A 21962-nucleotide genomic window follows, 5' to 3' on the forward strand; every position below is an offset into this window, starting at 1 on the left:
TCCTGTCGATGCGCGGGATCACCAAGACGTTCCCCGGCGTGACCGCGCTGGCCGAGGTCGAGCTGTCGGTGCGCCGCGGCGAGATCCACGCCATCTGCGGGGAGAACGGCGCGGGCAAGTCCACCCTGGTGAAGATCCTCTCCGGCGTGTACCCGCACGGGTCCTACAGCGGCGAGGTGGACTTCGACGGGCAGGTGTGCGCGTTCTCCACCGTGCGCGACAGCGAGGCCCGCGGCATCGTGATCATCCACCAGGAGCTGGCGCTGGTGCCCGCGCTCTCCGTCGCCGAGAACCTGTTCCTCGGCAACGAGCGCGCCACCCGCGGGCTGATCGACTGGAACCGCACCAACCACGCGGCCGAGGCCCTGCTGCGCCGGGTGGGCCTGCGGGAGAACCCGGTCACCCCGGCCGGGGAGCTGGGCGTGGGCAAGCAGCAACTGGTGGAGATCGCCCGCGCCCTGTCCAAGAAGGTCAGCCTGCTCATCCTGGACGAGCCGACCGCCGCGCTGAACGACGACGACTCCGCGCACCTGCTCGACCTGCTGCGCGGCCTGCGCGAGGACGGCATCACCTGCGTGGTGATCTCCCACAAGCTCAACGAGATCACCGAGATCGCCGACCGCGTCACCATCCTGCGCGACGGGCGGACCGTGGAGACCCTCGACGTGCACGCGGGCGAGGTGACCGAGCAGCGGATCATCGCCGGGATGGTGGGCCGCGACCTCGAACACCGCTTCCCGCCCCGCGAGCCGCGGGTGGGGGAGGAGGTGCTGCGCATCGAGGACTGGACGGTGCACAGCCCGAGCATCCCCGGGCGGGTGGTGGTCGACAACGCCACGCTGAGCCTGCGGCGCGGGGAGATCGTCGGCCTCGCGGGCCTGATGGGCGCCGGGCGCACCGAGCTGGCCATGAGCGTGTTCGGCCGCTCCTACGGGGTGGGCATCTCCGGGCGGGTCATCAAGGACGGCCGGGAGATCGACGTGCGGACCGTGCGCGCGGCGATCCGCAACGGCATCGCCTACGTCAGCGAGGACCGCAAGCGCTACGGCCTCAACCTGGTCGAGGACATCCGGCGCAACGTCTCCGCGGCGGGCCTGCGCTCGCTGGCCCGCCGCGGCTGGGTCGACGAGCACGCCGAGTACCGCGCCGCCGAGCGGTTCCGCGGCGCGCTGCGGATCAAGGCCCCGGACGTGCTGACCTCCACGCGCACGCTCAGCGGCGGCAACCAGCAGAAGGTCGTGCTGGCCAAGTGGATGTTCACCGAGCCGGACGTGCTGATCCTCGACGAGCCCACCCGCGGGGTCGACGTCGGCGCGAAGTACGAGATCTACACCATCGTCAACTCCCTCGCCGACCAGGGCAAGGCGGTCCTGGTCATCTCCTCGGAACTGCCGGAGCTGCTCGGGCTCTGCGACCGCGTCTACGCGCTGTCCGGGGGCCGGATCACCGGCGAGCTGCCCCGAGCGGAAGCCACCCAGGAGCGCCTGATGCGGTACATGACCCAGGGGCAGGAGGCCCGCCGATGAGCGCCGACCTCGCGACCCGGCCCACCGAGCCCGCCGCCGCCGCGCCCCGCAGGTTCAAGGTCAACCTGCGGCAGAGCGGCATCTACGTCGCGTTCGGGATCATCGTCGCGCTGTTCGCCGTCCTCACCGACGGCGACCTGCTGCAGCCGCAGAACATCTCCAACATCATCGTGCAGAACTCCTACGTGCTGATCCTGTCGATCGGCATGATCCTGGTGATCATCGCCGGGCACATCGACCTCTCGGTCGGCTCGGTGGTGGCCCTCACCGGGGCGATCTGCGCGGTGCTGACCGTCCAAATGGGACTGCCGTGGTGGCTGGCCGTGCTGGCCACCCTGGCGGCGGGCGGGCTCATCGGCGCGGCGCAGGGGTACTGGGTGGCGTACTTCGGCATCCCGGCGTTCATCGTGACCCTGGGCGGCATGCTGGTCTTCCGCGCGCTCACCCTGAGCGTGCTGGGCAACCAGGGCATCGGGCCGTTCCCCGAGGAGATCAGCACCCTGGCCAACGGCTTCACCGGCGGCTACCTCGGCAACGTCGGCCTCGGCCCGCTGGGCGGGGCAGACCTGGTGAGCCTGGTCGTGGGCGTGCTGGTGGTGGCCGGTTTCGCCGCCGCGCAGTGGCGCACCCGGCTGGCCCGCCTGGGCTACGGGCAGAACGTCGACCCGATGCCGCTGTTCCTGGCCCGAATCCTGTTCGCCGCCGCGGTGGTGCTGTTCGTGGTCGTGCAGCTGGCCCGGTTCAACAACCTCCCGTGGGTGCTGGTCCTGCTCGCGGTGCTGGTGCTCGGGTACACCCTGCTCGCCAACCGGTCGGTGTTCGGCCGCCACATCTACGCGATCGGCGGCAACATCCAGGCGGCGACCCTCTCCGGCGTGCGGGTGCCGAAGGTGACGTTCTGGGTGTTCGTCAACATGGGCGTGCTCGCCGCGCTGGCGGGCGTGGTGTTCGCGGGCAGGCTCGACCAGGCCGGTCCGACCGCGGGCACGTCCTTCGAGCTCGACGCCATCGCGGCGGCGTTCATCGGCGGCGCCGCGGTGCAGGGCGGCGTCGGCAAGGTCATCGGCGCGATCACCGGCGGGCTCATCATGGGCGTCATCAACAACGGGATGTCGCTGATCGGCGCGCCGAGCGAGCAGGTGATGCTGGTCAAGGGCATCGTGCTGCTGGCCGCGGTCGCCTACGACGTGTGGACCAAGCGCCGCGGCGGCGCCACCCGCTGACCGCTGTGCCGCGAAGGCCCTCGGGAGGCGCGCCTCCCGAGGGCCTTTCGCCTACTCCAGGATGAACGTGGCGTCGGCGCGGGACTGGGTGTCCGGGGTCGCCTGCAGGTACAGCCTGCCTGCGCTGTGGCGCAGGTAGCGGCCGGGGAAGTTCTGCGACTCGAAGGACACCGCGGAGCCGCTCGCCAGCCCGGCGCGGCGGGTGAAGCTGGCGTCGCCGCGGAAGACCGCGGAGCCGTCGTTGCGCTCCACCCACATCTCGTAGGCGCGGTGGCGCAGGAAGTAGCCGGGGAAGTTGGTCGACTCCAGCGACACCGTGCCGGAACCGGCGAGGCCGGGCACGATCCGGAACTGGGAGTCGGCCAGCGGCAGCGGGTTGGCCTCCACCCGGCCCTGGTACTCCCAGTGGCGCACGAAGCCGTTGGCGACGTTGTAAGCCTTCAGTCGCACCGGGGTGACGCCGTCGGCGACCGGGATGCCGAAGTTCGGCGTGCCGTCGGGGTTCCAGTAGACCTTCTGCACCCGGGTGCGGCGGTTCGGGTCGCGCAGCGGGTCACCGGAGATGTCGCGGTAGTTGCGGTCGTGGTAGACCAGGATGTCGCTCTGGCCGTCCTCGGAGACGGTGAAGGAGTTGTGGCCGGGGCCGTACTGCCCGGTCGCCGCGTTGCTCTCGAACACCGGGTTCGGGGACTTCGTCCACGACGACGCGCTGAGCAGGTTCGCCGAGGCCGACGCGGTGAGCATGCCCAGGCAGTAGTTGGCGTCGGTGGCGCTGGCCGAGTAGGTCATGAAGACGCGCCCGTTGCGCTGGATCACCGACGGCCCCTCGGCGACCCGGACGCCGCCGCGGGTTTCCCAGGCCAGGGTCGGGACCGTCAGCCGGGTCGTCGTCCCGGTGATGGTCCACGGGTTCGCGCCCATCCTGGCGATGTAGACGTTGGAGTTGGTCGAGATGCCGGGTTCGGCCTGGGCCCAGGTCAGGTAGCGCACGCCGTTGGCCACGAAGGTCGAGGCGTCGAGGGAGAACGTGTCCCACGGCGTGGTGATCCGGCCGCGCTCGGTCCACGCGCCGGTGAGCGGGTTGGCGGCGGAGGTCTCCAGCACGTACATCCGGATGCGCCAGACGTCGCTGGTGCTGCCCGCGGCGAAGTAGACGTACCACTTGCCGTTGATGAAGTGGATCTCCGGCGCCCAGATGTGCGCGCCCATCTCGCCACTGGCGTGCTTGCGCCAGATCACCGTCTCCGGCGCGCTCGACAGGCCCTGGATGGTGGTGGCCCTGCGCAGGATGATCCGGTCGTATTCCGGTGCGGTGGCGGTGAAGTAGTAGTAGCCGTCGGTGTGCTTGACGATGTGCGGGTCGGCCCGGTTGTTGGCGATCGGGTTGGTGTGCTGGACGGCTGGGGAGGCCTGGGCGGCGGGTAGCGGGGAGACGAGCGTGGCGAGCAACGTCAGCGCGAGCACGCCGATCCATTGGGATCTGGGCATGGCTGGTCCTCTTGGTCGAGGGGTCAGGGCAGCGAGGGGGCAGGACAGCGAGGGGTCAGGACAGGGGCGAGGTCACCGTGAACGAGGCGTCCCCGGCGAACACCGAGCCGCTCGCGCGGGGGTCCAGGCGCAGCTCGTAGTTGTAGTGCCGCAAGTAGAAGCCGGGGTAGTTGTAGGACTCGAACGAGACGGTCCCCGCCCCGCTCAGCCCGGCGCGCCCGCAGAACGTGGCGTCGTTGCGGAAGGTCGCCGAGCCGTCGTTGGCGGCCAGGACCAGCCGCCGGTCGAAGTGGCGCAGGTAGTGGCCGGGGACGTTGGCCGACTGCAGGGAATAGCAGCCGCTGTTGGCCAGTCCCGCGCTGATGGTGAAGGTGGCGTCGCGGCGGTCGGCGAGCGGGCTGGACGTGCCCAGTGGATCGATGCGGGCGGCCGAGTCGCGGTGCCTGAGGTGGCGGTCGGGGAAGTTCGCCGAGCGCAGGGACCGGCTGCCCGTGGGGACGGCCGTGCTGTCGCCGACGTCCTCGCGCAGCACGGTGAAGTGGCGCGCGGTGCCGGACAGGCCGGGCAGCTCGACCTTGGCGGAGAAGGAGTTCAGGTCGGCGCTGTCGGTGTAGTAGTAGCGGCCGTTGCCGTACTGGTCGAAATAGAGGCGCCAGCGCCCGTCCGGCAGCCGCACCAGGGCCGGGCCCTCCAGGCCCGCTCCCCAGCCCGCCCAGTTGCCCGTGCCGACGAAGCGCCAGGGACCGGTCAGCGAGGTGGCGGTGGCGTGCTCGATGTACTTGGTGTTCTCGTTCTTGAGGAAGTTGTGGTAGGTGCCGCCGACCTTGACGATGAAGCTGTCGATGTAGTTGGCGGGGATGCCCAGCAGGGCGGGCGCGCTCCACGCCGAGAGGTCGCCGTTGGTCGCGGTGATCCGGTACGGGCGGAACTGCCCGCCGGTCCCGGCGGTCGAGGCGGAGTAGACGACGTGCACGCTGCCGTCGCTGTCCTTGAACCACTCCGGCGCCCAGGTGCTGCCGGTGGAGCCGTTGAGGCCGACGGTGACGGTGCGCAGGAACGTCCAGTTCGTGTGGTCGGCGCTGCGGGCGAAGCCGATGGTGTTGCCGGTCCACCCGGTGGTGTAGACGAGGTAGTAGTAGCCGTCGCTGTGCCGGATGACGCTGGGGTCGCGGATGAGCCCGGACGGCGGCTGGTAGGCGTTGGCGCGGACGAGGTCGAAGGTGGTGGCGTTCGCGGAGTCGTAGACGTACATGTTCGACTCGCTGCTGTTGGTGAACGCGGTCATCAGGTAGTGCGGCGCGGGTCCCGCCGCCACGGCGGCGGGGGCGGGGACCAGCACGGCCGCGGCGACCGCGGCGGCGGTCACGGCGAGGCAGGTGCGGAGCGGACGTCGGCGATCGCGAGCAGGCATCGGGGCCCTCCTGTGCAGCTCCGAGCACGGGACCGCCGTGCGTGGGGCACAGCGGTCCCGTGGCGGGGTGCTTGCGGACGTTTCCCGTCGGGCCGCGACTTGACTGTTAACGCTAACAGCAGGGTTGTGTTAACTCAACAGGCGGAAACCGGGTCGCGCAGCGATGCTTGTTAGCGATAACAACTGCGCGTCACCAGCTGACCGGCAACCGCAGCGGGTAGCGGGTGAACCGGTTCGCCGTCATCTCGGGAGCGGCGGGATCGCACTCGGCGCGCAGCCCGGGGAAGCGGCGCAGGGTCCGGCCCAGCGCCTCCTGGAGCTCGACGCGGGCCAGCGGGGCGCCGAGGCAGAAGTGCGCGCCGAAGCCGAAGGTCAGGTGGTGGCGGGCGGCGCCGCGGGTCAGGTCGAAGGTGTCCGGGTCGGGCACCTGGTCCTCGTCGCGGCCCGCGGAGTCGATCGAGATGAGCACCGGCTCGCCCGCCGGGATCGTCGTGGTCCCGAGGGTGACCTCGGTCGAGGGGAAGGTCATGCCCGCGAAGCCGGTGCCCGCCTGGGCGTAGCGCAGAACCTCCTCGACCGCGGGCTCGACGCCGACCCCGCCGCGCCGCAGCAGGTCGAGCTGGTCGGGGTGCTGGAACAGGGCCAGCAGCCCGTTGCCGAACTGGGTGGCGACCGTCTCGTACCCGGCGACGGTCATCAGCATCATCGTCGAGACGGCCAGGTCCTCCGAGCAGGACTCGCCGTCCTCGCCCCGGACGGCCAGCAGCTCGCCGACGACGCCGCGCGGCTCGGTCCCGGCGCGGGCGACCAGCTCCCGCACCGACGCGTGCAGGGCGTTCATGGCCTCGCTGAACGCGGCCATCGACGCGCCGGAGGTGCGCAGGGCGGTGGCCCAGTCGAGGAAGCCCACCCGCAGGTCGTCCGGGACGTCGAACAGCGCGAGCAGGACCCGCAGGGGCAGCGGGAACGCCAGCGTGTCCATCAGGTCGGCGGGCCTGCCCCGCTCCTCGGTCTCGTCGAGCAGGTCCTCGACGACGGCGGCGACCCGGGGCCGCATGGCCTCGGCCTGCCGGGGGTTGAACACCCGCGCGGTCAGCCTGCGCCAGCGGGCGTGCTGCTCGGGATCGGCGATCGAGGCGCCGAAGTCGAAGGCGGGCGCCGGTCCCCGCTGCCTGCTGACGGCGGCGTCGCGGACCGGGCGCCTGCTGAAGCGCTCGTCGGCGAGCACGGCGCGCACGTCGTCGTGGCGGGTGACGAGCCAGCCGCGGGCGCCGGTGCCGAGGACGACCGGGGCGACCGGGGCGTTGCGCCGCCGCCACGCCAGCTCCTCGGGCTGCTGGAACGGGCAGCGGGCGGGGAACGGGTAGGCGGCGGTCGCCTCGCGGGGCGCTTCCGTTGTCATGTAAATGGTGTCCTTACCCCGGCTCGTCGATTCAGCTCAGGTCCGAGGATGCTTTTGCCGCCAGGTGTTGTCAAGGAGTACTCCGACGTCGAATAGCATCTCTGAAAGGACGCTGGAAGTGCTCTATAAATTGACTGTCGGGTCATTGGAACCGCGATGTATGTGCGGTGTGCCCATGGGCTCTGAGCTGGTGGTTCAGTGCGCGGTGATGGCTGCGGGGTGTGCCGGGGACCCGGCTGTCCTGGTGGTCGGTGATATTTGTGTTCTGGGTGAATTCGGCGTCCGGACGGCGGGTGGAAATGGGCTACCATGACCAGTGATCAGTCGGCAGTCGTGATAGGCGGCGCTGGTTTCCTCGGCGCCCGCCTGTGCGCGGCGCTGACCTCACACGGTGTTCCGGTGCGCGCGGTCACCCGTTCCGATCCGCTGCCCTCGGCGCGGGAGCTGCGCGCGGCCGCCACGGTGTACCTGATGGCGGGCAGCGTCACCCCGCTGTCGGCGGAGACCAGCCCGCAGCGCTGCGCCGAGGACGTGGACCTGGTGCGCCGGGTGCTCGACCGGCTCGGCGGCACGGCCGCGCCGCACGTGGTGCTGGCAGGCTCCGGGGGCGCCTGCTACGACCCGGAGGGCCTGCCGCCCTACCGGGAGTCGGACCCGGTCCGGCCCACCACGGCCTACGCCAGGGTGAAGCTGGCCCAGGAGCGGCTGATCACCGAGTCCGCGCTGCCCGCCACCGTGCTGAGGCTGGCCAACCTCTACGGCCGGGGCCAGCGCGCGGGCACCGGCCAGGGCGTGATCGCGCACTGGCTGGACGCCGCGGGCCGCGGCGAGCCGCTGCGGGTGTTCGGCAGCCTCGACACCGTCCGCGACTACCTCTACATCGATGACCTCATGGACCTGCTGCTGCGCCTGCACCGGCGCGGGCGGCCCGCGGCGCCGGTGCTCAACGTCGGCAGCGGCGAGCCGACCGCGCTGCGCGACGTGGCCCGGCTGGTCGCCGCGGCCACCGGCCAGGACGAGCCGGTGGTCGACCGCGACGGCGCGCGGGCGGTCGACCGGCGGCAGGTGTGGCTGGACATCGGGCTGGCCAGGGCCACCCTGGGGTGGCTGCCGACCACCCCGCTGGCGCAAGGCATCCGACTCACGTGCACCGCGGTCGCGCGGGCCTGAGCAGACGAAGCAGGAGGACGGGCATGGACAGCAGCCGCGAGATGTATCTCGATCTGCTCAAGCGCACGGTGACCAACACGATCTACGAGGACCCGCCGATCCCCACCCCGTGGCGCCCCGACGACACCTTCGACCTGGCCACCCGCGAGCTGGGCAGGGACTGGCCGAGCCAGGCCCACTCGATGATCGGGTTCCGCCGCCTGGAGAATCTGCGCACGCTGGTGGAAAGCGTGCTGGCCGACGGGGTTCCCGGCGACCTGCTGGAAGCGGGTGTCGCCCGCGGCGGCGCGATGGTCTACGCCCGGGGCGTCCTGCTCGCCCACGGCGTCACCGACCGCGTGGTCTGGCTGGCCGACTCCTTCCAGGGCTTCCCCGAGCCGTCGGCGGAGCAGATGCAGCCGCTGGAGACCTTCTACCCGGAACTGGCCGAGGACTTCGAGAAGTTCCAGGACGCCATGGCGGGCCGCGAGGTGACCGGCGACGACCTCTACGGCCAGTTCCTCGTCGGCACCTCCGAGCAGGAGGTGCGCGACACCTTCGAGCGCTACGGGCTCCTCGACGGCCAGGTCCGCTTCCTGCCGGGCTGGTTCGACGACACCCTGCCCGCCGCCCCGGTCGAGCGCCTGGCCGTCCTGCGGGTCGACGCCGACCTCTACGACTCCACCCACGTCGCGCTGGAAGCGCTGTACCCCAAGGTGTCGCCCGGCGGGTACGTGATCATCGACGACTACCAGTCGGTCGACCAGTGCCGCAGGGCCGTCCACGACTACCTCAAGTCGGTCGAGGAGGACCCCAAGCTGGAGGTCATCGACGAGGACGCGGTGTACTGGCGGAAGGCGCGGGCATGAAGCTGCTGTTCGTCGCCTCCCCGCTCGTCGGCCACGTCTTCCCGCTGGTGGCCTCGGCGTGGGCCGCCTCGGCCGCCGGGCACCAGGTCGTGGTGGCGACCGCGGGCGACGCCCTCGCCGCCGCCCGGGGCGCGGGCCTGGCCGCCGTCGACCTGGCCGACGGCCAGAACCCGATGACCCGCTTCCGCGCACAGGCGCCCCCGCCCATGCCCGCCCCCGCCGCCGACGGCGCCCGCGGAACCCCCGAGGCACTGGTGGTCCGCCTGTTCGGCGCGTGCAGTGCCGACATGGCCGAGGCCGCCGTCGACCTCGCCGCCGACTGGCGCCCAGACTGCGTCGTGCACTCGGCCTTGGACGGCGCGGGACCGCTGGCCGCCAAGGCGCACGGCATCCCGTTGGTGCAGCACACCTTCGCCATGGGCCAGACCGGCCCGGCGATGATCGGAGGCGTCTGGCGGGAGCTGGACCCCTTCCGCCGCAAGCACAACATCGCCGACGACCCGGTCACCCCGCTCGCCGTGGTCGACCCCGGCCCGCGCAGCCTGCGCCCGTCGACCCCGGACGCGGTGGTGCCGTGCCGCTTCATCCCGTTCAACGGCGGTGGCGAGCTGCCGGGCTGGATCTACCAGGCCGCCCGGCCACGGCTGTGCGTCACCCTGGGCACCGTCGTCCCGTGGGCCTCGGGCACCGGCATGTTCGCCCGGCTCCTGTCCGCCGCGGCGGAGCTGGACGTCGAGGTGGTGGTCGCCAACGGCCACGCCGACCTCTCGGCCATCGACCTGCCGGACAACGTCCGCCTCGCCGGGTACGTCCCCCTCTCGGCCCTGCTGCCGACGTGCGCGGCGGTCGTGCACCACGGCGGCCCGGGTTCGGCGGCGAACGCCCTGGCCGCGGGCGTGCCCCAGCTCGCCCTGCCCCACATGGCCGACCAGTTCGACATCGCCGACGCCCTGCACCGCCGCGGCGTCGGCCTGGTCCAGATGCCGGATGAGGCCACTGTGGACACCCTCAGGTCCGCGATGCGCACCCTCTTGGCGGACACCGACCTGCACGCCACGGTGGCCGAGGTCGCCGCCGAGAACGCCGCCCTGCCCGACCCCCCGGAGATGATCGCGGAGGTGACCGCCAGGCTGACCGCCCGGTGAGGCCAGCCGCCCGTGACCCCGCCCGCCAGATGACCTCGCCAGATGACCCCGCCCGGTGATGCCCGTCCGGTAATGACCGCCCGAGGGCGCCAGAACGATGACGCCGCACGATGATGCCCGCATGTCGGCGGCGGACAGCGCGCCCAGCAGGGCCTGTCGTGCTGGTCGGATCGGCCTCCCGGGACGGGGGTCATGCCTCGACCATCCGTGTCCCCGGGCGGTGCCTGAGCCATTCGGGTCGAGGTGGCGATCGGCAACTTCTGTCGCGTTGAGGCTCGGGGCGTCACGTTCCGTAGTAGTTGCTACTCAATGTTTCGACTTCTCCTCCGGCGGCAATCCGGCCGACCATGGAGCGGAAGGTGCTTGTGGTCCGGCTGGACAGCGACGGGGACGTGCTGACGGCCGGGCCCGCGGTGCGGGCGGCGGCCGCCGGTGGGCGGGTCACCCTGCTGTGTGGACCCGCGGGGGAGCGGGCGGCGCGGATGCTGCCGGGGGTCGCCGAGGTCGTCGTCTGGGACTGCCCGTGGATCTCGGCGCGGCCGAAGGCGGTGGAGCTGTCTGATGTGCCCGGAATGGTGGAAAGGCTTGGTGGGTATGACGTCGCGCTGGTGCTGACCTCGTTCCACCAGTCGCCGCTGCCGGTGGCGCTGATGCTGCGGATGGCGGGCGTCGGGTTCATCGCGGCGGTGTCGGAGGACTACCCGGGGTCGCTGTTGGACGTGCGGCTGCGGCCCGGGTCCGATGTGGAGGAGTGCGTTCCGGAGCCCGAGCGGGCGCTGGCCGTGGCCGCTGCGGCCGGGTTCGCGCTGCCCCCCGGCGACGACGGCGGGCTGCGGGTGCGGGGCATCGAGGACGTGGGCGAACTGGTGGGCGCTGATCCGTACGTCGTGGTGCACCCCGGAGCCGCCGCGCCCGCGCGGGCGTGGTCGCCGCCGCGCTGCGCCGAGGCGGTCTCCGCCTTGGCCGCGCGGGGCCGCCGGGTCGTGGTCACCGGCGGGCCGGACGAACGGGAGCTCACCGCGCGGGTCGCCGGGCGCGACGGGCTCGACCTGGGTGGCCGGACGTCGTACCCGCGGCTGGCCGGGGTGCTGGCCGGGGCGGACGCCGTGGTGGTCGGCAACACCGGGCCCGCGCACCTGGCCGCGGCCGTCGGCACGCCGATCGTCTCGCTGTTCGCGCCGGTGGTGCCCGCGGTGAAGTGGGCGCCCTACCGGGGGCGCGTGGTCCTGCTCGGCGACCAGGCCGCGCCGTGCGCGGGCACTCGGGCGCGGGAGTGCCCGGTGCCAGGACACCCCTGCCTGGACGGGGTGAGCGCGGCCGAGGTGGTCGACGCGGTCGACGCGCTCGTGGGGGTGGCGGCGTGAGGGTCCTGCTCTGGCACGTGCACGGCGGCTGGATGGAGGGCTTCGTCCGGGGGGAGCACGAGTACCTGCTGCCGACCGCCCCCGGCGCCGGGGCCTACGGGCTGGGCCGCGCGGGGCGGGACTGGCCCGCCGCCGTGCGCGAGGTGCCCTTCGCCGCGCTGGCCGACGAGCCGATCGACGTCGTCGTCCTGCAGCGCCCCGAGGAGGAGCAGCTGGTCCGCGGGCTGACCGGCCGGACCCCGGGCCACGACCTGCCCGCGGTGTTCCTGGAGCACAACACGCCCAAGGGGACGGTGCCCGACACCCGGCACCCGCTGGCCGACCGGCCCGACCTGCCGCTGGTGCACGTCACCCATTTCAACGACCTGATGTGGGACTGCGGGAGCACGCCCACCACCGTCGTCGAGCACGGCGTGCCCGACCCCGGGCACCTGTTCACCGGGGAGCTGCCCGCCGCGGCGGTCGTGCTCAACGAGCCCGTCCGGCGCGGCCGGGTCACCGGCACCGACCTGCTGCCCCGCTTCGCCGAGGCGGGCAGGCTCGACGTGTTCGGGATGGGCCTGGCCGGGCTCAACGACCTGGTCGGCCTCGACACCGACGCGCTGCGGGCGGTCGGGGACCTGCCGAGCGCGCGGCTGCACGCCGAACTCGCCCGCCGCCGGGTCTACCTGCACGTCAACCGGTGGACCTCGCTGGGCCTGTCGCTGCTGGAGTCGATGCACGCGGGCCTGCCGCCGGTCGTGCTCGGCACCACCGAGGCCGCGCGGGCGGTGCCGCCCGGTGCCGGGTTCGTCTCCACGCGGGTCGCCGACCTGGTCGAGGCCGCCACGAAACTCATCGGGGACCAAGTCCTGGCAGCCGACACCGGCGCACGGGCCCGCGAGCACGCGCTCGCCCACCACGGGCTGGCCCCCTTCCTTGACGCATGGAACGGCGTGCTCCGCCACGCCGTGGCCGGAACCGGAGGTGCAGCATGAGGATCGCCATGGTGTCCGAGCACGCCAACCCGTTGGCCGCGCTCGGCGGGGTGGACGCGGGTGGTCAGAACCTGCACGTCGCCGAACTGTCAGCGGCGCTGGCCAGGCGCGGGCACGACGTGACCGTCTACACCCGGCGCGACGACCCGGACAGCGCCGAGGAGGTCGACACCGGCGCCGGGTACCGGGTGGTCCACGTCCCGGCGGGTCCGCCCCGCCCGGTCCCCAAGGACGACCTGCTCCCGCACATGGGCGACTTCGCCCAGTGCCTGCGGGACCGGTGGCAGCGCCGACCACCGGACGTCGCGCACGGACACTTCTGGATGTCGGGCCTGGCGACGGTGGTCGCCGCCGGCGACCTGCCCACCTCCACGGTGCAGACCTTCCACGCCCTCGGCGTGGTGAAGCGCCGCCACCAGGGCGCCGCCGACACCAGCCCGCCCGAGCGGCTGCGCGTGGAGCGCATGGTCGGCGCCCGCGCCGACCGGGTCGCGGCGACCTGTTCGGACGAGGTGTTCGAGCTGGTGCGCATGGGGGTGCCGCGCGAGCGGATCTCGGTGGTGCCGTGCGGGGTCGACCTCGCCCGGTTCACCTCCGAGGGGCCGCGCGCGCCGCGCTGGCTGCCCCACCGCGTGGTCAGCGTCGGCAGGCTGGTGCCGCGCAAGGGTTACGGCACGCTGGTGCGGGCGCTGCCCCTGGTGCCCGACACCGAGCTGGTCATCGCGGGCGGCTCGGGCAGGCCCGACGACCCCGGGGCGCGGGGGCTGATGGCGCTGGCCGGGCAGCTCGGCGTGGCCGACCGGGTCCACCTCATCGGACAGGTCTCCCGCGCGGACATGCCCGCCCTGCTGCGCTCGGCCGACGTGGTGGCCTGCGTGCCCTGGTACGAGCCGTTCGGGATCGTGCCGCTCGAGGCGATGGCCTGCGGGGTGCCGGTGGTGGCCGCCGCGGTCGGCGGGCTGACCGACACCGTGGTCGACGGGATCACCGGCGTGCTCGTGCCGCCGCGCGACCCCAGGGCGCTGGCCGCGCGCCTGCGCGAGCTGCTGCCCGACGACCTGCGCCGCGCCATGCTCGGCATCGCGGGCGCCGACCGCGCCCACGCCCGCTACGGCTGGGACCGCGTCGCCGCCGACACCGAGCGCGTCTACGAGCGCTGCGCGCGCCCGAGCACCCCCGCCGTCCGCGAAGCCGTGGCGGAGGGACGATGATCGGCGATCGCCTCGACGAGATCGCCACCGCGCTGAGCGCGGTGCGCGGCCAGGTCGACACGCTGACCCGGTGGGGCCGCACCCTCGCCGCCCGGCTCGACGCGGGCGGGCGGCTGCTGGCCGCGGGCAACGGCGGCTCGGCCGCGGAGGCCCAGCACCTGACCGCCGAGCTGGTCGGCCGCTTCGACCGCGACCGCAGGCCGTTCTCCGCGCTGGCCCTGCACGCCGAGACCTCCACCCTGACCGCCATCGGCAACGACTACGGCTACGCCGAGGTCTTCGCCCGCCAAGTCGAGGCGCACGCCCGCCCCGGCGACGTGCTGGTGCTGCTGTCCACCAGCGGCCGCAGCGAGAACCTGCGCCGCGCCGCCGTGGCGGGCACCAGGGCCGGGGCGCTGGTGTGGGGGCTGACCGGCCCCGCGCCCAACCCGCTGGTCCCCATGTGCGACGAGGCGGTGTGCGTGCCGGGCTGCACGGCGACCATCCAGGAGATGCACCTGGTCCTGGTGCACCTGCTGTGCTCGGCGTTCGAGCAGGCGTTGGACGTGCCGCTGCCGCGGAAGGCGGTGCGGGCGTCATGAGCCTGGTGGTGGTGGGGGACTGCCTGCTGGACATCGACATCATCGGCACCAGCACCCGACTCTGCCCGGACGCGCCGGTGCCGGTGGTCGAGGTGTCCCAGGAGACCGACCGCGCGGGCGGCGCGGGCCTGGCCGCGACGCTGGCCGCCGTGGACGGCGCCGACGTGCGCCTGGTGACCGCGATCGCCGGGGACGCCGACGGCGCCCGGCTGCGCGCGGCTCTCCAGGGCATCGACGTCGTGGCGGGGCAAGCGTCGAGCACCCCGGTGAAGGCCAGGGTCCGCTGCTCGGGCCAGTCGCTGGTGCGCCTGGACCGCGGCGGCGACGGGCCGCCGCCGCGGGCCACCGACGAGATGCTCGACGCCATCCGGGACGCCGACGCGGTGCTCGTGTCCGACTACGGGCGCGGCTTGGCCGCCTGCGAACGGGTGCGCGCGCTGCTCGCCCGGTCCACGGTGCCGATCGTGTGGGACCCGCACCCGCGCGGACCCGCGCCCGTGCCGGGGGTGACGCTGGTGACGCCCAACCAGGCCGAGGCGGCGGCCTTCGCGGGCACCGCCGGGCCCGAGGCGGCCCTGCTGCTGCGCGAGCGCTGGCAGGCCCACGCGGTCGCGGTGACCACCGGCGCGCGGGGCGCGCTGCTGGAGCGGGGGCTGGGCACCGAACCGCTGCCCGCGCCCGCGGTGGACGCGGGCGACACCTGCGGCGCCGGTGACCGCTTCGCCGCCGCGGCGGCCGAGGCGCTGCGCCACGGCGCCGACGTCCGCGAGGCGACGGCGGCCGCTGTGGCCGCCGCGAGCCGGTTCCTCGCCGCGGGCGGCCTGTCCGCTGGCCCCTTGGCCGCGGGTGGACTGTCCGCGCGGGCCCTGGCTGCGGGCGGGCTGGCTGCTGCTGGATTTGCTGGGGGCGGCCTGGCTGCTGGCGGGTTGGCCGCTGGCGGGTTGTCGGCGAATGGCCTGGCCGCGAATGGCTTGGCTGGGAACGGCTTGGCCGCGAATGGGTCGGCTGGGAATGGGTCGGCCGCGCGCGGGCCGGAGCCGTCGCCGGAAGCGCTCATCGCCGCCGTGCGGGCGCGCGGCGGGACCGTCGTGGCCACCGGGGGCTGCTTCGACCTGGTGCACGCGGGCCACGCCCAGACCCTCGCCGCGGCGCGCGCGCTGGGCGACTGCCTCATCGTGTGCCTGAACTCCGACGACTCGGTGCGCAGGCTCAAGGGCCCGCGCAGGCCGATCATGGGCGAGGCCGACCGCGCCGCGCTGCTGCGGGCACTGGCCTGTGTGGACGCCGTGGTGGTCTTCGGCGAGGACGACCCGCGCAGGGCGCTGGCCCGGCTGCGGCCCGACATCTGGGTCAAGGGCGGCGACTACGCCCCCGACGACCTGCCCGAAGCGGACCTGGTGCGCGGCTGGGGCGGCCGGATCGTCACCACCCCGCTGCTGCCCGGCCGCTCCACGACCCGCCTGGCCTGCGCGCTGGCCGAGGCGGGCTGACAAAGAGGGAGGACACGACGTGACAACCAATCCTGGCCGCGTTCTGGTCAGCGGCGGGGCGTCCGGCCTGGGCGCCGCCGTCGCCGAGGCGGTCACCGCCGCGGGCGGTGTGGCGCTGGTGCTCGACAAGCAGGCGCCCGCGCTGGCCGCGGGGGACTACCGGACCGTCGACGTGACCGACAGCGTCGAAACCGAGCGGGCCGTCACCGAGCTCTCGGCCGACGGGCTCGACGCCGTGGTCACCGCGGCGGGCACCGACGCGTGCGGCGGGCTGGACCAGGTGTCCACAGCGGACTGGGAGCGGGTGGTGCGGGTCAACCTGATGGGCACCGCCGCCGTGGTCCGCGCCGCGCTGCCCGCGCTGCTGCGCTCGCACGGCCGGGTCGTCACCGTCGCCTCCACCCTGGGCCTGCGCCCGGCGGGCGACGCGACCGCCTACTGCGCCTCGAAGTTCGGCGTCGTCGGGTTCACCCGGGCGCTGGCGATGGAGACCGCGGGCCGGGTCGGGGTGACGCTGCTGATCCCCGGCGGGATGCGCACCCACTTCTTCGACGACCGCCCCGAGCAGTACCGCCCGGGCGCCGACGCCGTGCTCAACCGGCCCGAGGACGTGGCCGCCAGCGTGCTGCACGCGCTCACCGCGCCGCCCGGGTGCGAGATCAGGGAACTGGTCGTCTGCCCGGACCAGGAGCCGTCGTGGCCGTGACCGACCTCGTCCCCACCGTCATCGACACCGAGCCCGCCCACGTGCTCGAGCGCGCCCGCCGGGCGTACCCGGCGTGGGCGGCCACCGCGCCCGCCGAGCGCGGCGCGGCGCTGCGCGCGGCGGCCGACGCGCTGTCGGCCCGCGCGGGCGACCTCGCTCAGGCCAACCACGACGACACCGGCAGGCCGCTGGACGAGGCCGAGGCGTCGGTGCGCGCGGGCATCGGCACGCTCTACCAGTACGCCGAACTGGGCCCGGTCCACCGCGGGCGCTCGCTGCAGGGCGGGTGGAACGCCACCGACCTGATGATCCCGCAGCCGCGCGGTGTCGTCGTGGCGCTGACGCCGTGGAACGACCCCGTGCCCACCGCCTGCGGACTGCTCGGCGCGGCCGTGGTCACCGGGAACACCGTCGTGCACAAGCCCAGCGAGCGCGCCTGCCGCACCGGGGCGCTGCTCGGCGAGTTGCTCGCCGACGCCCTGCCCGAGGGCGTCCTGCAGACCGTCTTCGGCGGCGGCGACACCGGCGCGGCGCTGGCGGGCAGCCCGCGCGTGGACGTCGTCGCCCACGTGGGCAGCACCCACGCCGGCCGGGCGATCGCCGCGGCGGCGGTCGCCACCGGGGCCAAGGCCCTGCTGGAGAACGGCGGCAACGACGCGGTCGTGGTCGACGGCGACGTCGACCCGCGCTGGGCGGCCGAACAGGTCGCCCTGGGCGCGTACGCCAACGCGGGCCAGGTGTGCACGTCGGTGGAGCGCGTCTTCGCGCACGAGGCCATCGCCGCGGCGTTCACGGCCGCGCTGGTCGCCGAGGCCGAGCGCTGGAACGACCGGCTGTGCCCGCTGGTCGACGTGGACCACCGCGCGGGCGTGCACCGCCACGTCACCGAGGCCATCGACGCGGGCGCCACGCTCCAGACCGGCGGGGTGCTGCCCTCGGGCCAGGGCTCCTGGTACCCGGCCACGGTGCTCTCCGACTGCTCCCCGGCGATGTCGGTGATGTCGGAGGAGACCTTCGGCCCGGTGGCGCCCGTCGCGGTGGTCGCCGACTTCGCCGAGGGGCTCGCCCTGGCAGCGGAGGACCGCCACGGCCTGGCGGGCAGCGTCCTGACCGCGTCGATGGCGAACGCCCAGCTGGCCTGGCGCACCCTGGACGTCGGCACGGTCAAGGTCAACGCCGTCTTCGGCGGCGCGCCCGGCGGCGCGGCCCAGCCCCGGCGCCTCAGCGGCACCGGGTTCGGCTACGGCCCGGAGCTGCTGGACGAGATGACCACGACGAAGGTCGTCCACCTCAGCCCGCCGGGGAGCGCGTCGTGAGCACCCACTCGCTCACCCCGGACCTGCCGCGCGCCCTGGCCGCGCGCCGGCCGAAGGTCGTCGTGCTCGGCGACGCCATCCTCGACGTCTGGCTCGAAGGCGAGGCGGGCAGGCTCTGCCGGGAGGCGCCCGCGCCGGTGGTGTCGGTGCACTCCCGGCACGCCGCGGCGGGCGGGGCGGCGAACACCGCCGTCAACCTCGCCGCCCTCGGCGCCGAGACGGCCCTGGTCGCCGCGGTCGGGGCCGACGCGGCAGGCGCCGAGCTGCGCGAGCTGCTTCAGGCGTCCGGTGTGGACACGAGCGAGCTGGTCGCCTGCCACCAGTCCGTGGTGAAGCACCGGGTGCTCGCCGCCGACCACCTCATGGTCCGCTACGACGAGGGGGAGGCCCAGAACCACGGCCAGGACACCGCCGACGCGCTCACCGAGGCGGCGGGCCGGGCCATCGCGGGCGCCGACGCCGTGGTCGTCTGCGACTACGGCCTCGGGGTCTGCGGCCCGCACCTGGCCCGGTTCCTCGCCGAGCGCCGCGACTCCATCCCGCTGCTGGTGGTCGACGCCCACCAGCCCGCGCGGTGGGCCGTGGTGCGGCCCGACCTGCTCACCCCGAACGCGGGCGAGCTGGCCGACCTGCTCGGCGCCGCGCTGCCCGACGGCGCCGACGAGCGCGTCCGGGTGCTCATCGAGGCCCGCGACCAGGTGCGCGCGGCGGCCGGCGGCGCGGCCGTCGTGGTCACCCTCGACCGCGACGGCTCGGTGCTGCTCGACGACGGGCCCGGCCACCGCACCTGGGCCGACCCGGCCCCGGAGAGCCAGGCCGCGGGCGCGGGGGACACCTTCTGCGCCGCGCTGACCATCGCCGCCGCCGCTGGCCTGCCGCTGTCCACCGCCGCCGAGCTGGCCCAGGCCGCCGCCGACATCGTGGTGCACCGGCCGGGCACGGCGGTGTGCACGACGGCGGACCTGGTCGCCCGCCTCGGCATCCACCAGGGCGCCGCCATCGGCGCGCAGGCGCTGGGCGCCAGGGTGGCCCGCGACCGCGCCGAGGGCAGGCGGGTGGTGTTCACCAACGGCTGCTTCGACGTCCTGCACCGGGGCCACGTCGCCTACCTCACCCAGGCCCGCCGCCTCGGTGACGTGCTGGTCGTCGCGGTCAACGGCGACGCGAGCGTGCGCAGGCTCAAGGGCGAGGGCAGGCCGGTCAACCCGGCGGCCGACCGCGCCGAGGTGCTGGCGGCGCTCAGCTGCGTCGACCACGTGACCGTCTTCGACGAGGACAGCCCGGCCGAGCTGATCCGCGCGCTGCGCCCGGACTGCTACGTCAAGGGCGGCGACTACACCGAGTCGATGCTGGACGAGGCCGCCGTCGTGCGCGCCTGCGGCGGCGAGGTGCGCATCGTGGACTACGTGCCCGACCAGTCCACCTCCGCGGTGATCGATCGCATCGTCACCAGGGCGGCGCGGTGACCGAGTAGGGCAACGCCGATGTCTAGGCAGCGGCGTATCGGGGTATGTCGCCGTATGCGCACGATGGCGGTCTTGTTCGACCGGGACGGCACCCTGGTGCACGACGTGCCCTACAACGGTGATCCAGCGCTGGTGCGGCTGATGCCTTCCGCCCGGGAGGCCCTGGACGAGGTCCGGCTGCGTGGCGTGCGCACCGGGGTGGTGTCCAACCAGTCGGGTGTCGCCAGGGGGCTGCTGAGCCTGGCGCAGGTGGCGGCGGTCAACGCCAGGGTGGAGGAGTTGCTGGGGTGCTTCGACACCTGGCGGTTCTGCCCCCACGGTCCGGCCGACGGGTGCGACTGCCGCAAGCCAGCGCCCGGGATGGTCCTGTCGGCCTGTGCCGACCTCGACGTCTCGCCCGCGGAGGCGGTGGTGATCGGCGACATCGGCGCCGACGTCGAGGCCGCCGCGGCCGCGGGGGCGCGGGCCGTGCTGGTCCCCACGCCACGGACGCTGCCCGCCGAGGTGGACAGCGCGCCGCTGGTGGCCCCCACGATCCTGGACGCCGTGCGGCTCGTGCTGTGAGCCCGCCGACCCGCGAGCCCGCCGACGAGGAGACTTCCGTGACCGAGTGACCCGGCGCCCTGCCGTCGCCGCCGGTGATGGCTCAGCGCGTTGTCGTCACCGGGAGAGCGGCCAGCACGTCGTCCACCGTGACCGCCAGCAGGGCGGGGTCCGGGTCGTCGGCGAAGGGTTCGTCAGGGCGGCTCAGGTGGGCGACGGTCAGGGGCGTGTGCGGGCCGGTGGCGGGCGGGCCCCAGATCTCCGGCCCGACCGGTCCGAACAGGACCACCGAGGGCGTGGCGTAGGCGTAGGAGAGGTGCGCGGTGCCGGTGTCGCCGGTGACGACCACCGCCGCGTCGGCGATCAGGGCCGCCAGCTCGTGCAGGGAAGTCTTTCCCGCCAGCACTTCCGCGCCGCTGGGTTCGGCCACCGCCGCGGCCAGGTCGTGCTCGGCGGCGGTGCCGGTGATCACCACGCGGTGGCCGCGGTCGCCGAACCAGGTGGCGACCTCGGCGAAACGGGCGGGCGGCCAGCGTTTGCTGCCGTAGGCGGCGCCGGGATGGATGACCACCGCGCCGGGAGCGGGGGAGGGGACGGGCGGGCGCCGCAGGCGCAGGTCGTTCGGTTCGGCGGGGATGCCGTGGGCGCTCAGGAGCCCGCACCACCGCTCGCGCTCGGGCAGGTCGTCGCGCCAGGCCGGGCCCTGCCAGCCGTGGCCCTCGTGGCCGATGCGCAGGCCCGGGTCGAGGTCGTCCAGGATCGCGGTGCTGGTGGGGCCCGCGCCGTGCATGTTGACCGCGACGGCGGGGCGGGCGGCCTCGGGTGGCAGGGGTTCCAAGCCGCGCACGGGCAGGACGCGGTCGACGGCGCCGGTGAGGTCGATGATCGGGCTGAGCCAGGGCAGGCAGGCCAGGACGATCTCCTCGTCCGGCCAGTGGGCCCGCAGCCCGCGCAGGGCGGGGACGGCGACCAGCAGGTCGCCGAGCTTGAGGGCGCGCAGGACCAGGATCACGCCAGCAGCTCCCGGGTGTCGGCCAGCACGTCGCCGACCTCGACGTCGCCCACATGGGTGATGTCGTGGGAGCAGCGGGCCACCTCGGGGCGGGTGCAGCCGACGCCGCACACCGGGCAGCTGGAGGTCCACGAGATGTGGACCCGGTCCCGGAGCCTGCCGAAGGGCCCGGCGTTGATGACGTTGCCCATCCAGTAGACCGACACCGTGGCGGTGCAGACCGCCTGGGCGAGGTGGCGGGGGCCGCTGTCGTTGGCCAGCACGACTCGCGCCGAGGCGAGGACGCCGACGAGGCCGCTCAGGGTGAGCTTGCCCGCCAGGGACCTGATGGGGGTGTCCGGCCGGGCGGCGAGGGCGTGGCGGACCACGTCCTCGGCGAGGTCGGCCTCCTCGGCGGTGCCGACGACCACCGTGTCGGCCAGCTCGGCCACCTCGGCGGCGACCCGGCCGAACCGCTCGGGCTGCCAGCGCCTGCGCGGGTCGGTGGCGCTGGGGTGGACCACCAGCAGCGGGCGCTCCGACGGGCCGAGTGCCGCCTTGGCCTCGGTGAGGTCGGCGGCGGTGACGGCGACCCTGGGCTCGAACACCATCGGCTGCGCCCCGGCGAGGCTCGCCACCTCCAGCGCCCGCAGCACCTCGTGCTGGTGGTAGCGGAAGGGCAGCGAGCGGGTGAGCGCGGGCGCGTCCCCGGTGCGGCTGCCCACCGTCCACGTCGGGCGCAGGCGCAGCAGGAACGGGTTGGACCACCGCCCGCCGCCGTGCGCCTGCACCCCGAGGTCGAAGCTCCCCGCGCGCTCGAGGAACGCCTCGACCTCCTCGTCATCGGTGCCGCCGCCCCCGTGCACGCCCTCGGTGCGGGGCAGCGGGATCACGGTGTCGACCGGGCCGGGGCGCTCGGCCAGCAGCTCGGCGTGCAGCGGGGAGCCGAGCAGCACGATCTCGGCGTCGGGGTAGGCGGCGGCCAGCGCGTCCATCGCGGGATAGGCGAACAGGAGATCACCGAGGCCGCCGCCGCGGAGCACGGCGACGCGGCGCACATCGGGAAAGGGGTCCACCCACACGAGCTACCCGGCGTGACATGGG

Annotated in this window: 19 protein-coding genes; 14 read left to right on the forward strand and 5 right to left on the reverse strand. The window is 74.2% G+C overall.

The window, feature by feature from the left end:
* Positions 1–8: 8 nt before the first annotated feature.
* A complete protein-coding gene (mmsA, locus tag ACTG9Q_RS25450) occupies positions 9–1526 on the forward strand; it encodes a multiple monosaccharide ABC transporter ATP-binding protein (protein ID WP_455575532.1) in 1518 nt (505 codons plus the stop codon).
* Entirely contained in the window at positions 1523–2749 is a 1227-nt protein-coding gene (gene mmsB / locus ACTG9Q_RS25455; RefSeq protein ID WP_455575412.1) for a multiple monosaccharide ABC transporter permease, read from the forward strand. The genes mmsA and mmsB overlap by 4 nt, the downstream gene beginning before the upstream one ends.
* Positions 2750–2800: 51 nt before the next feature.
* Here the strand turns inward: mmsB and ACTG9Q_RS25460 are convergent, their stop codons facing one another.
* The 3 genes from ACTG9Q_RS25460 to ACTG9Q_RS25470 all read right to left on the reverse strand — a co-directional run bounded on the left by ACTG9Q_RS25460 (position 2801) and on the right by ACTG9Q_RS25470 (position 7050).
* Positions 2801–4237: a family 43 glycosylhydrolase gene (locus tag ACTG9Q_RS25460; RefSeq protein WP_455575413.1), complete on the reverse strand. Its 1437-nt coding sequence runs from the start codon at positions 4235–4237 to the stop codon at positions 2801–2803.
* A gap of 55 nt (positions 4238–4292) precedes the next feature.
* Complete coding sequence (locus ACTG9Q_RS25465; protein ID WP_455575414.1) at positions 4293–5648, reverse strand: glycoside hydrolase family 43 protein; 1356 nt, start codon at positions 5646–5648, stop codon at positions 4293–4295.
* A gap of 190 nt (positions 5649–5838) precedes the next feature.
* Entirely contained in the window at positions 5839–7050 is a 1212-nt protein-coding gene (locus tag ACTG9Q_RS25470; protein WP_455575415.1) for a cytochrome P450, read from the reverse strand.
* Positions 7051–7359: 309 nt separating this feature from the next.
* Between ACTG9Q_RS25470 and ACTG9Q_RS25475 the strand changes: the two genes are divergently transcribed.
* The 12 genes from ACTG9Q_RS25475 (at position 7360) to ACTG9Q_RS25530 (ending at position 19888) form a co-directional block, all read left to right on the forward strand.
* Positions 7360–8220 (forward strand): NAD-dependent epimerase/dehydratase family protein, encoded by an 861-nt coding sequence (locus ACTG9Q_RS25475; protein ID WP_455575416.1) that lies wholly within the window; start codon positions 7360–7362, stop codon positions 8218–8220.
* 23 nt (positions 8221–8243) lie between these two features.
* A complete protein-coding gene (locus ACTG9Q_RS25480) occupies positions 8244–9068 on the forward strand; it encodes a TylF/MycF/NovP-related O-methyltransferase (RefSeq protein ID WP_455575417.1) in 825 nt (274 codons plus the stop codon).
* A complete protein-coding gene (locus ACTG9Q_RS25485) occupies positions 9065–10213 on the forward strand; it encodes a nucleotide disphospho-sugar-binding domain-containing protein (protein ID WP_455575418.1) in 1149 nt (382 codons plus the stop codon). Before ACTG9Q_RS25480 ends, ACTG9Q_RS25485 begins: the two co-directional genes overlap by 4 nt.
* Positions 10214–10560: 347 nt before the next feature.
* Entirely contained in the window at positions 10561–11577 is a 1017-nt protein-coding gene (locus tag ACTG9Q_RS25490) for a glycosyltransferase family 9 protein (protein WP_455575419.1), read from the forward strand.
* Entirely contained in the window at positions 11574–12554 is a 981-nt protein-coding gene (locus tag ACTG9Q_RS25495) for a glycosyltransferase (protein ID WP_455575420.1), read from the forward strand. Before ACTG9Q_RS25490 ends, ACTG9Q_RS25495 begins: the two co-directional genes overlap by 4 nt.
* On the forward strand, positions 12551–13765 hold the full coding sequence (locus ACTG9Q_RS25500; protein ID WP_455575421.1) for a glycosyltransferase: 1215 nt from the start codon (positions 12551–12553) through the stop codon (positions 13763–13765). The genes ACTG9Q_RS25495 and ACTG9Q_RS25500 overlap by 4 nt, the downstream gene beginning before the upstream one ends.
* Positions 13762–14346 carry a D-sedoheptulose-7-phosphate isomerase gene (locus ACTG9Q_RS25505; RefSeq protein ID WP_455575422.1) on the forward strand — a complete coding sequence of 195 codons (585 nt, stop codon included), beginning with the start codon at positions 13762–13764 and terminating at the stop codon, positions 14344–14346. Before ACTG9Q_RS25500 ends, ACTG9Q_RS25505 begins: the two co-directional genes overlap by 4 nt.
* Positions 14343–15836: a PfkB family carbohydrate kinase gene (locus tag ACTG9Q_RS25510; RefSeq protein ID WP_455575423.1), complete on the forward strand. Its 1494-nt coding sequence runs from the start codon at positions 14343–14345 to the stop codon at positions 15834–15836. The genes ACTG9Q_RS25505 and ACTG9Q_RS25510 overlap by 4 nt, the downstream gene beginning before the upstream one ends.
* A gap of 19 nt (positions 15837–15855) precedes the next feature.
* Positions 15856–16542 carry an SDR family oxidoreductase gene (locus ACTG9Q_RS25515; RefSeq protein ID WP_455575424.1) on the forward strand — a complete coding sequence of 229 codons (687 nt, stop codon included), beginning with the start codon at positions 15856–15858 and terminating at the stop codon, positions 16540–16542.
* On the forward strand, positions 16539–17858 hold the full coding sequence (locus ACTG9Q_RS25520; protein ID WP_455575533.1) for an aldehyde dehydrogenase family protein: 1320 nt from the start codon (positions 16539–16541) through the stop codon (positions 17856–17858). Before ACTG9Q_RS25515 ends, ACTG9Q_RS25520 begins: the two co-directional genes overlap by 4 nt.
* Positions 17855–19324, forward strand: a complete 1470-nt coding sequence (rfaE2, locus tag ACTG9Q_RS25525; protein WP_455575425.1) for a D-glycero-beta-D-manno-heptose 1-phosphate adenylyltransferase — start codon at positions 17855–17857, stop codon at positions 19322–19324. The genes ACTG9Q_RS25520 and rfaE2 overlap by 4 nt, the downstream gene beginning before the upstream one ends.
* 63 nt (positions 19325–19387) lie before the next feature.
* Positions 19388–19888, forward strand: coding sequence for a D-glycero-alpha-D-manno-heptose-1,7-bisphosphate 7-phosphatase (locus tag ACTG9Q_RS25530; protein ID WP_455575426.1), 501 nt, complete (start codon positions 19388–19390; stop codon positions 19886–19888).
* 82 nt (positions 19889–19970) lie between these two features.
* Here the strand turns inward: ACTG9Q_RS25530 and ACTG9Q_RS25535 are convergent, their stop codons facing one another.
* Positions 19971–20879, reverse strand: coding sequence for a glycosyltransferase family 9 protein (locus tag ACTG9Q_RS25535; RefSeq protein WP_455575427.1), 909 nt, complete (start codon positions 20877–20879; stop codon positions 19971–19973).
* Positions 20876–21934, reverse strand: a complete 1059-nt coding sequence (locus ACTG9Q_RS25540) for a glycosyltransferase family 9 protein (RefSeq protein WP_455575428.1) — start codon at positions 21932–21934, stop codon at positions 20876–20878. Before ACTG9Q_RS25540 ends, ACTG9Q_RS25535 begins: the two co-directional genes overlap by 4 nt.
* Between the last annotated feature and the right edge of the window lie 28 nt (positions 21935–21962).

This window comes from Actinokineospora lacus (assembly GCF_053813445.1).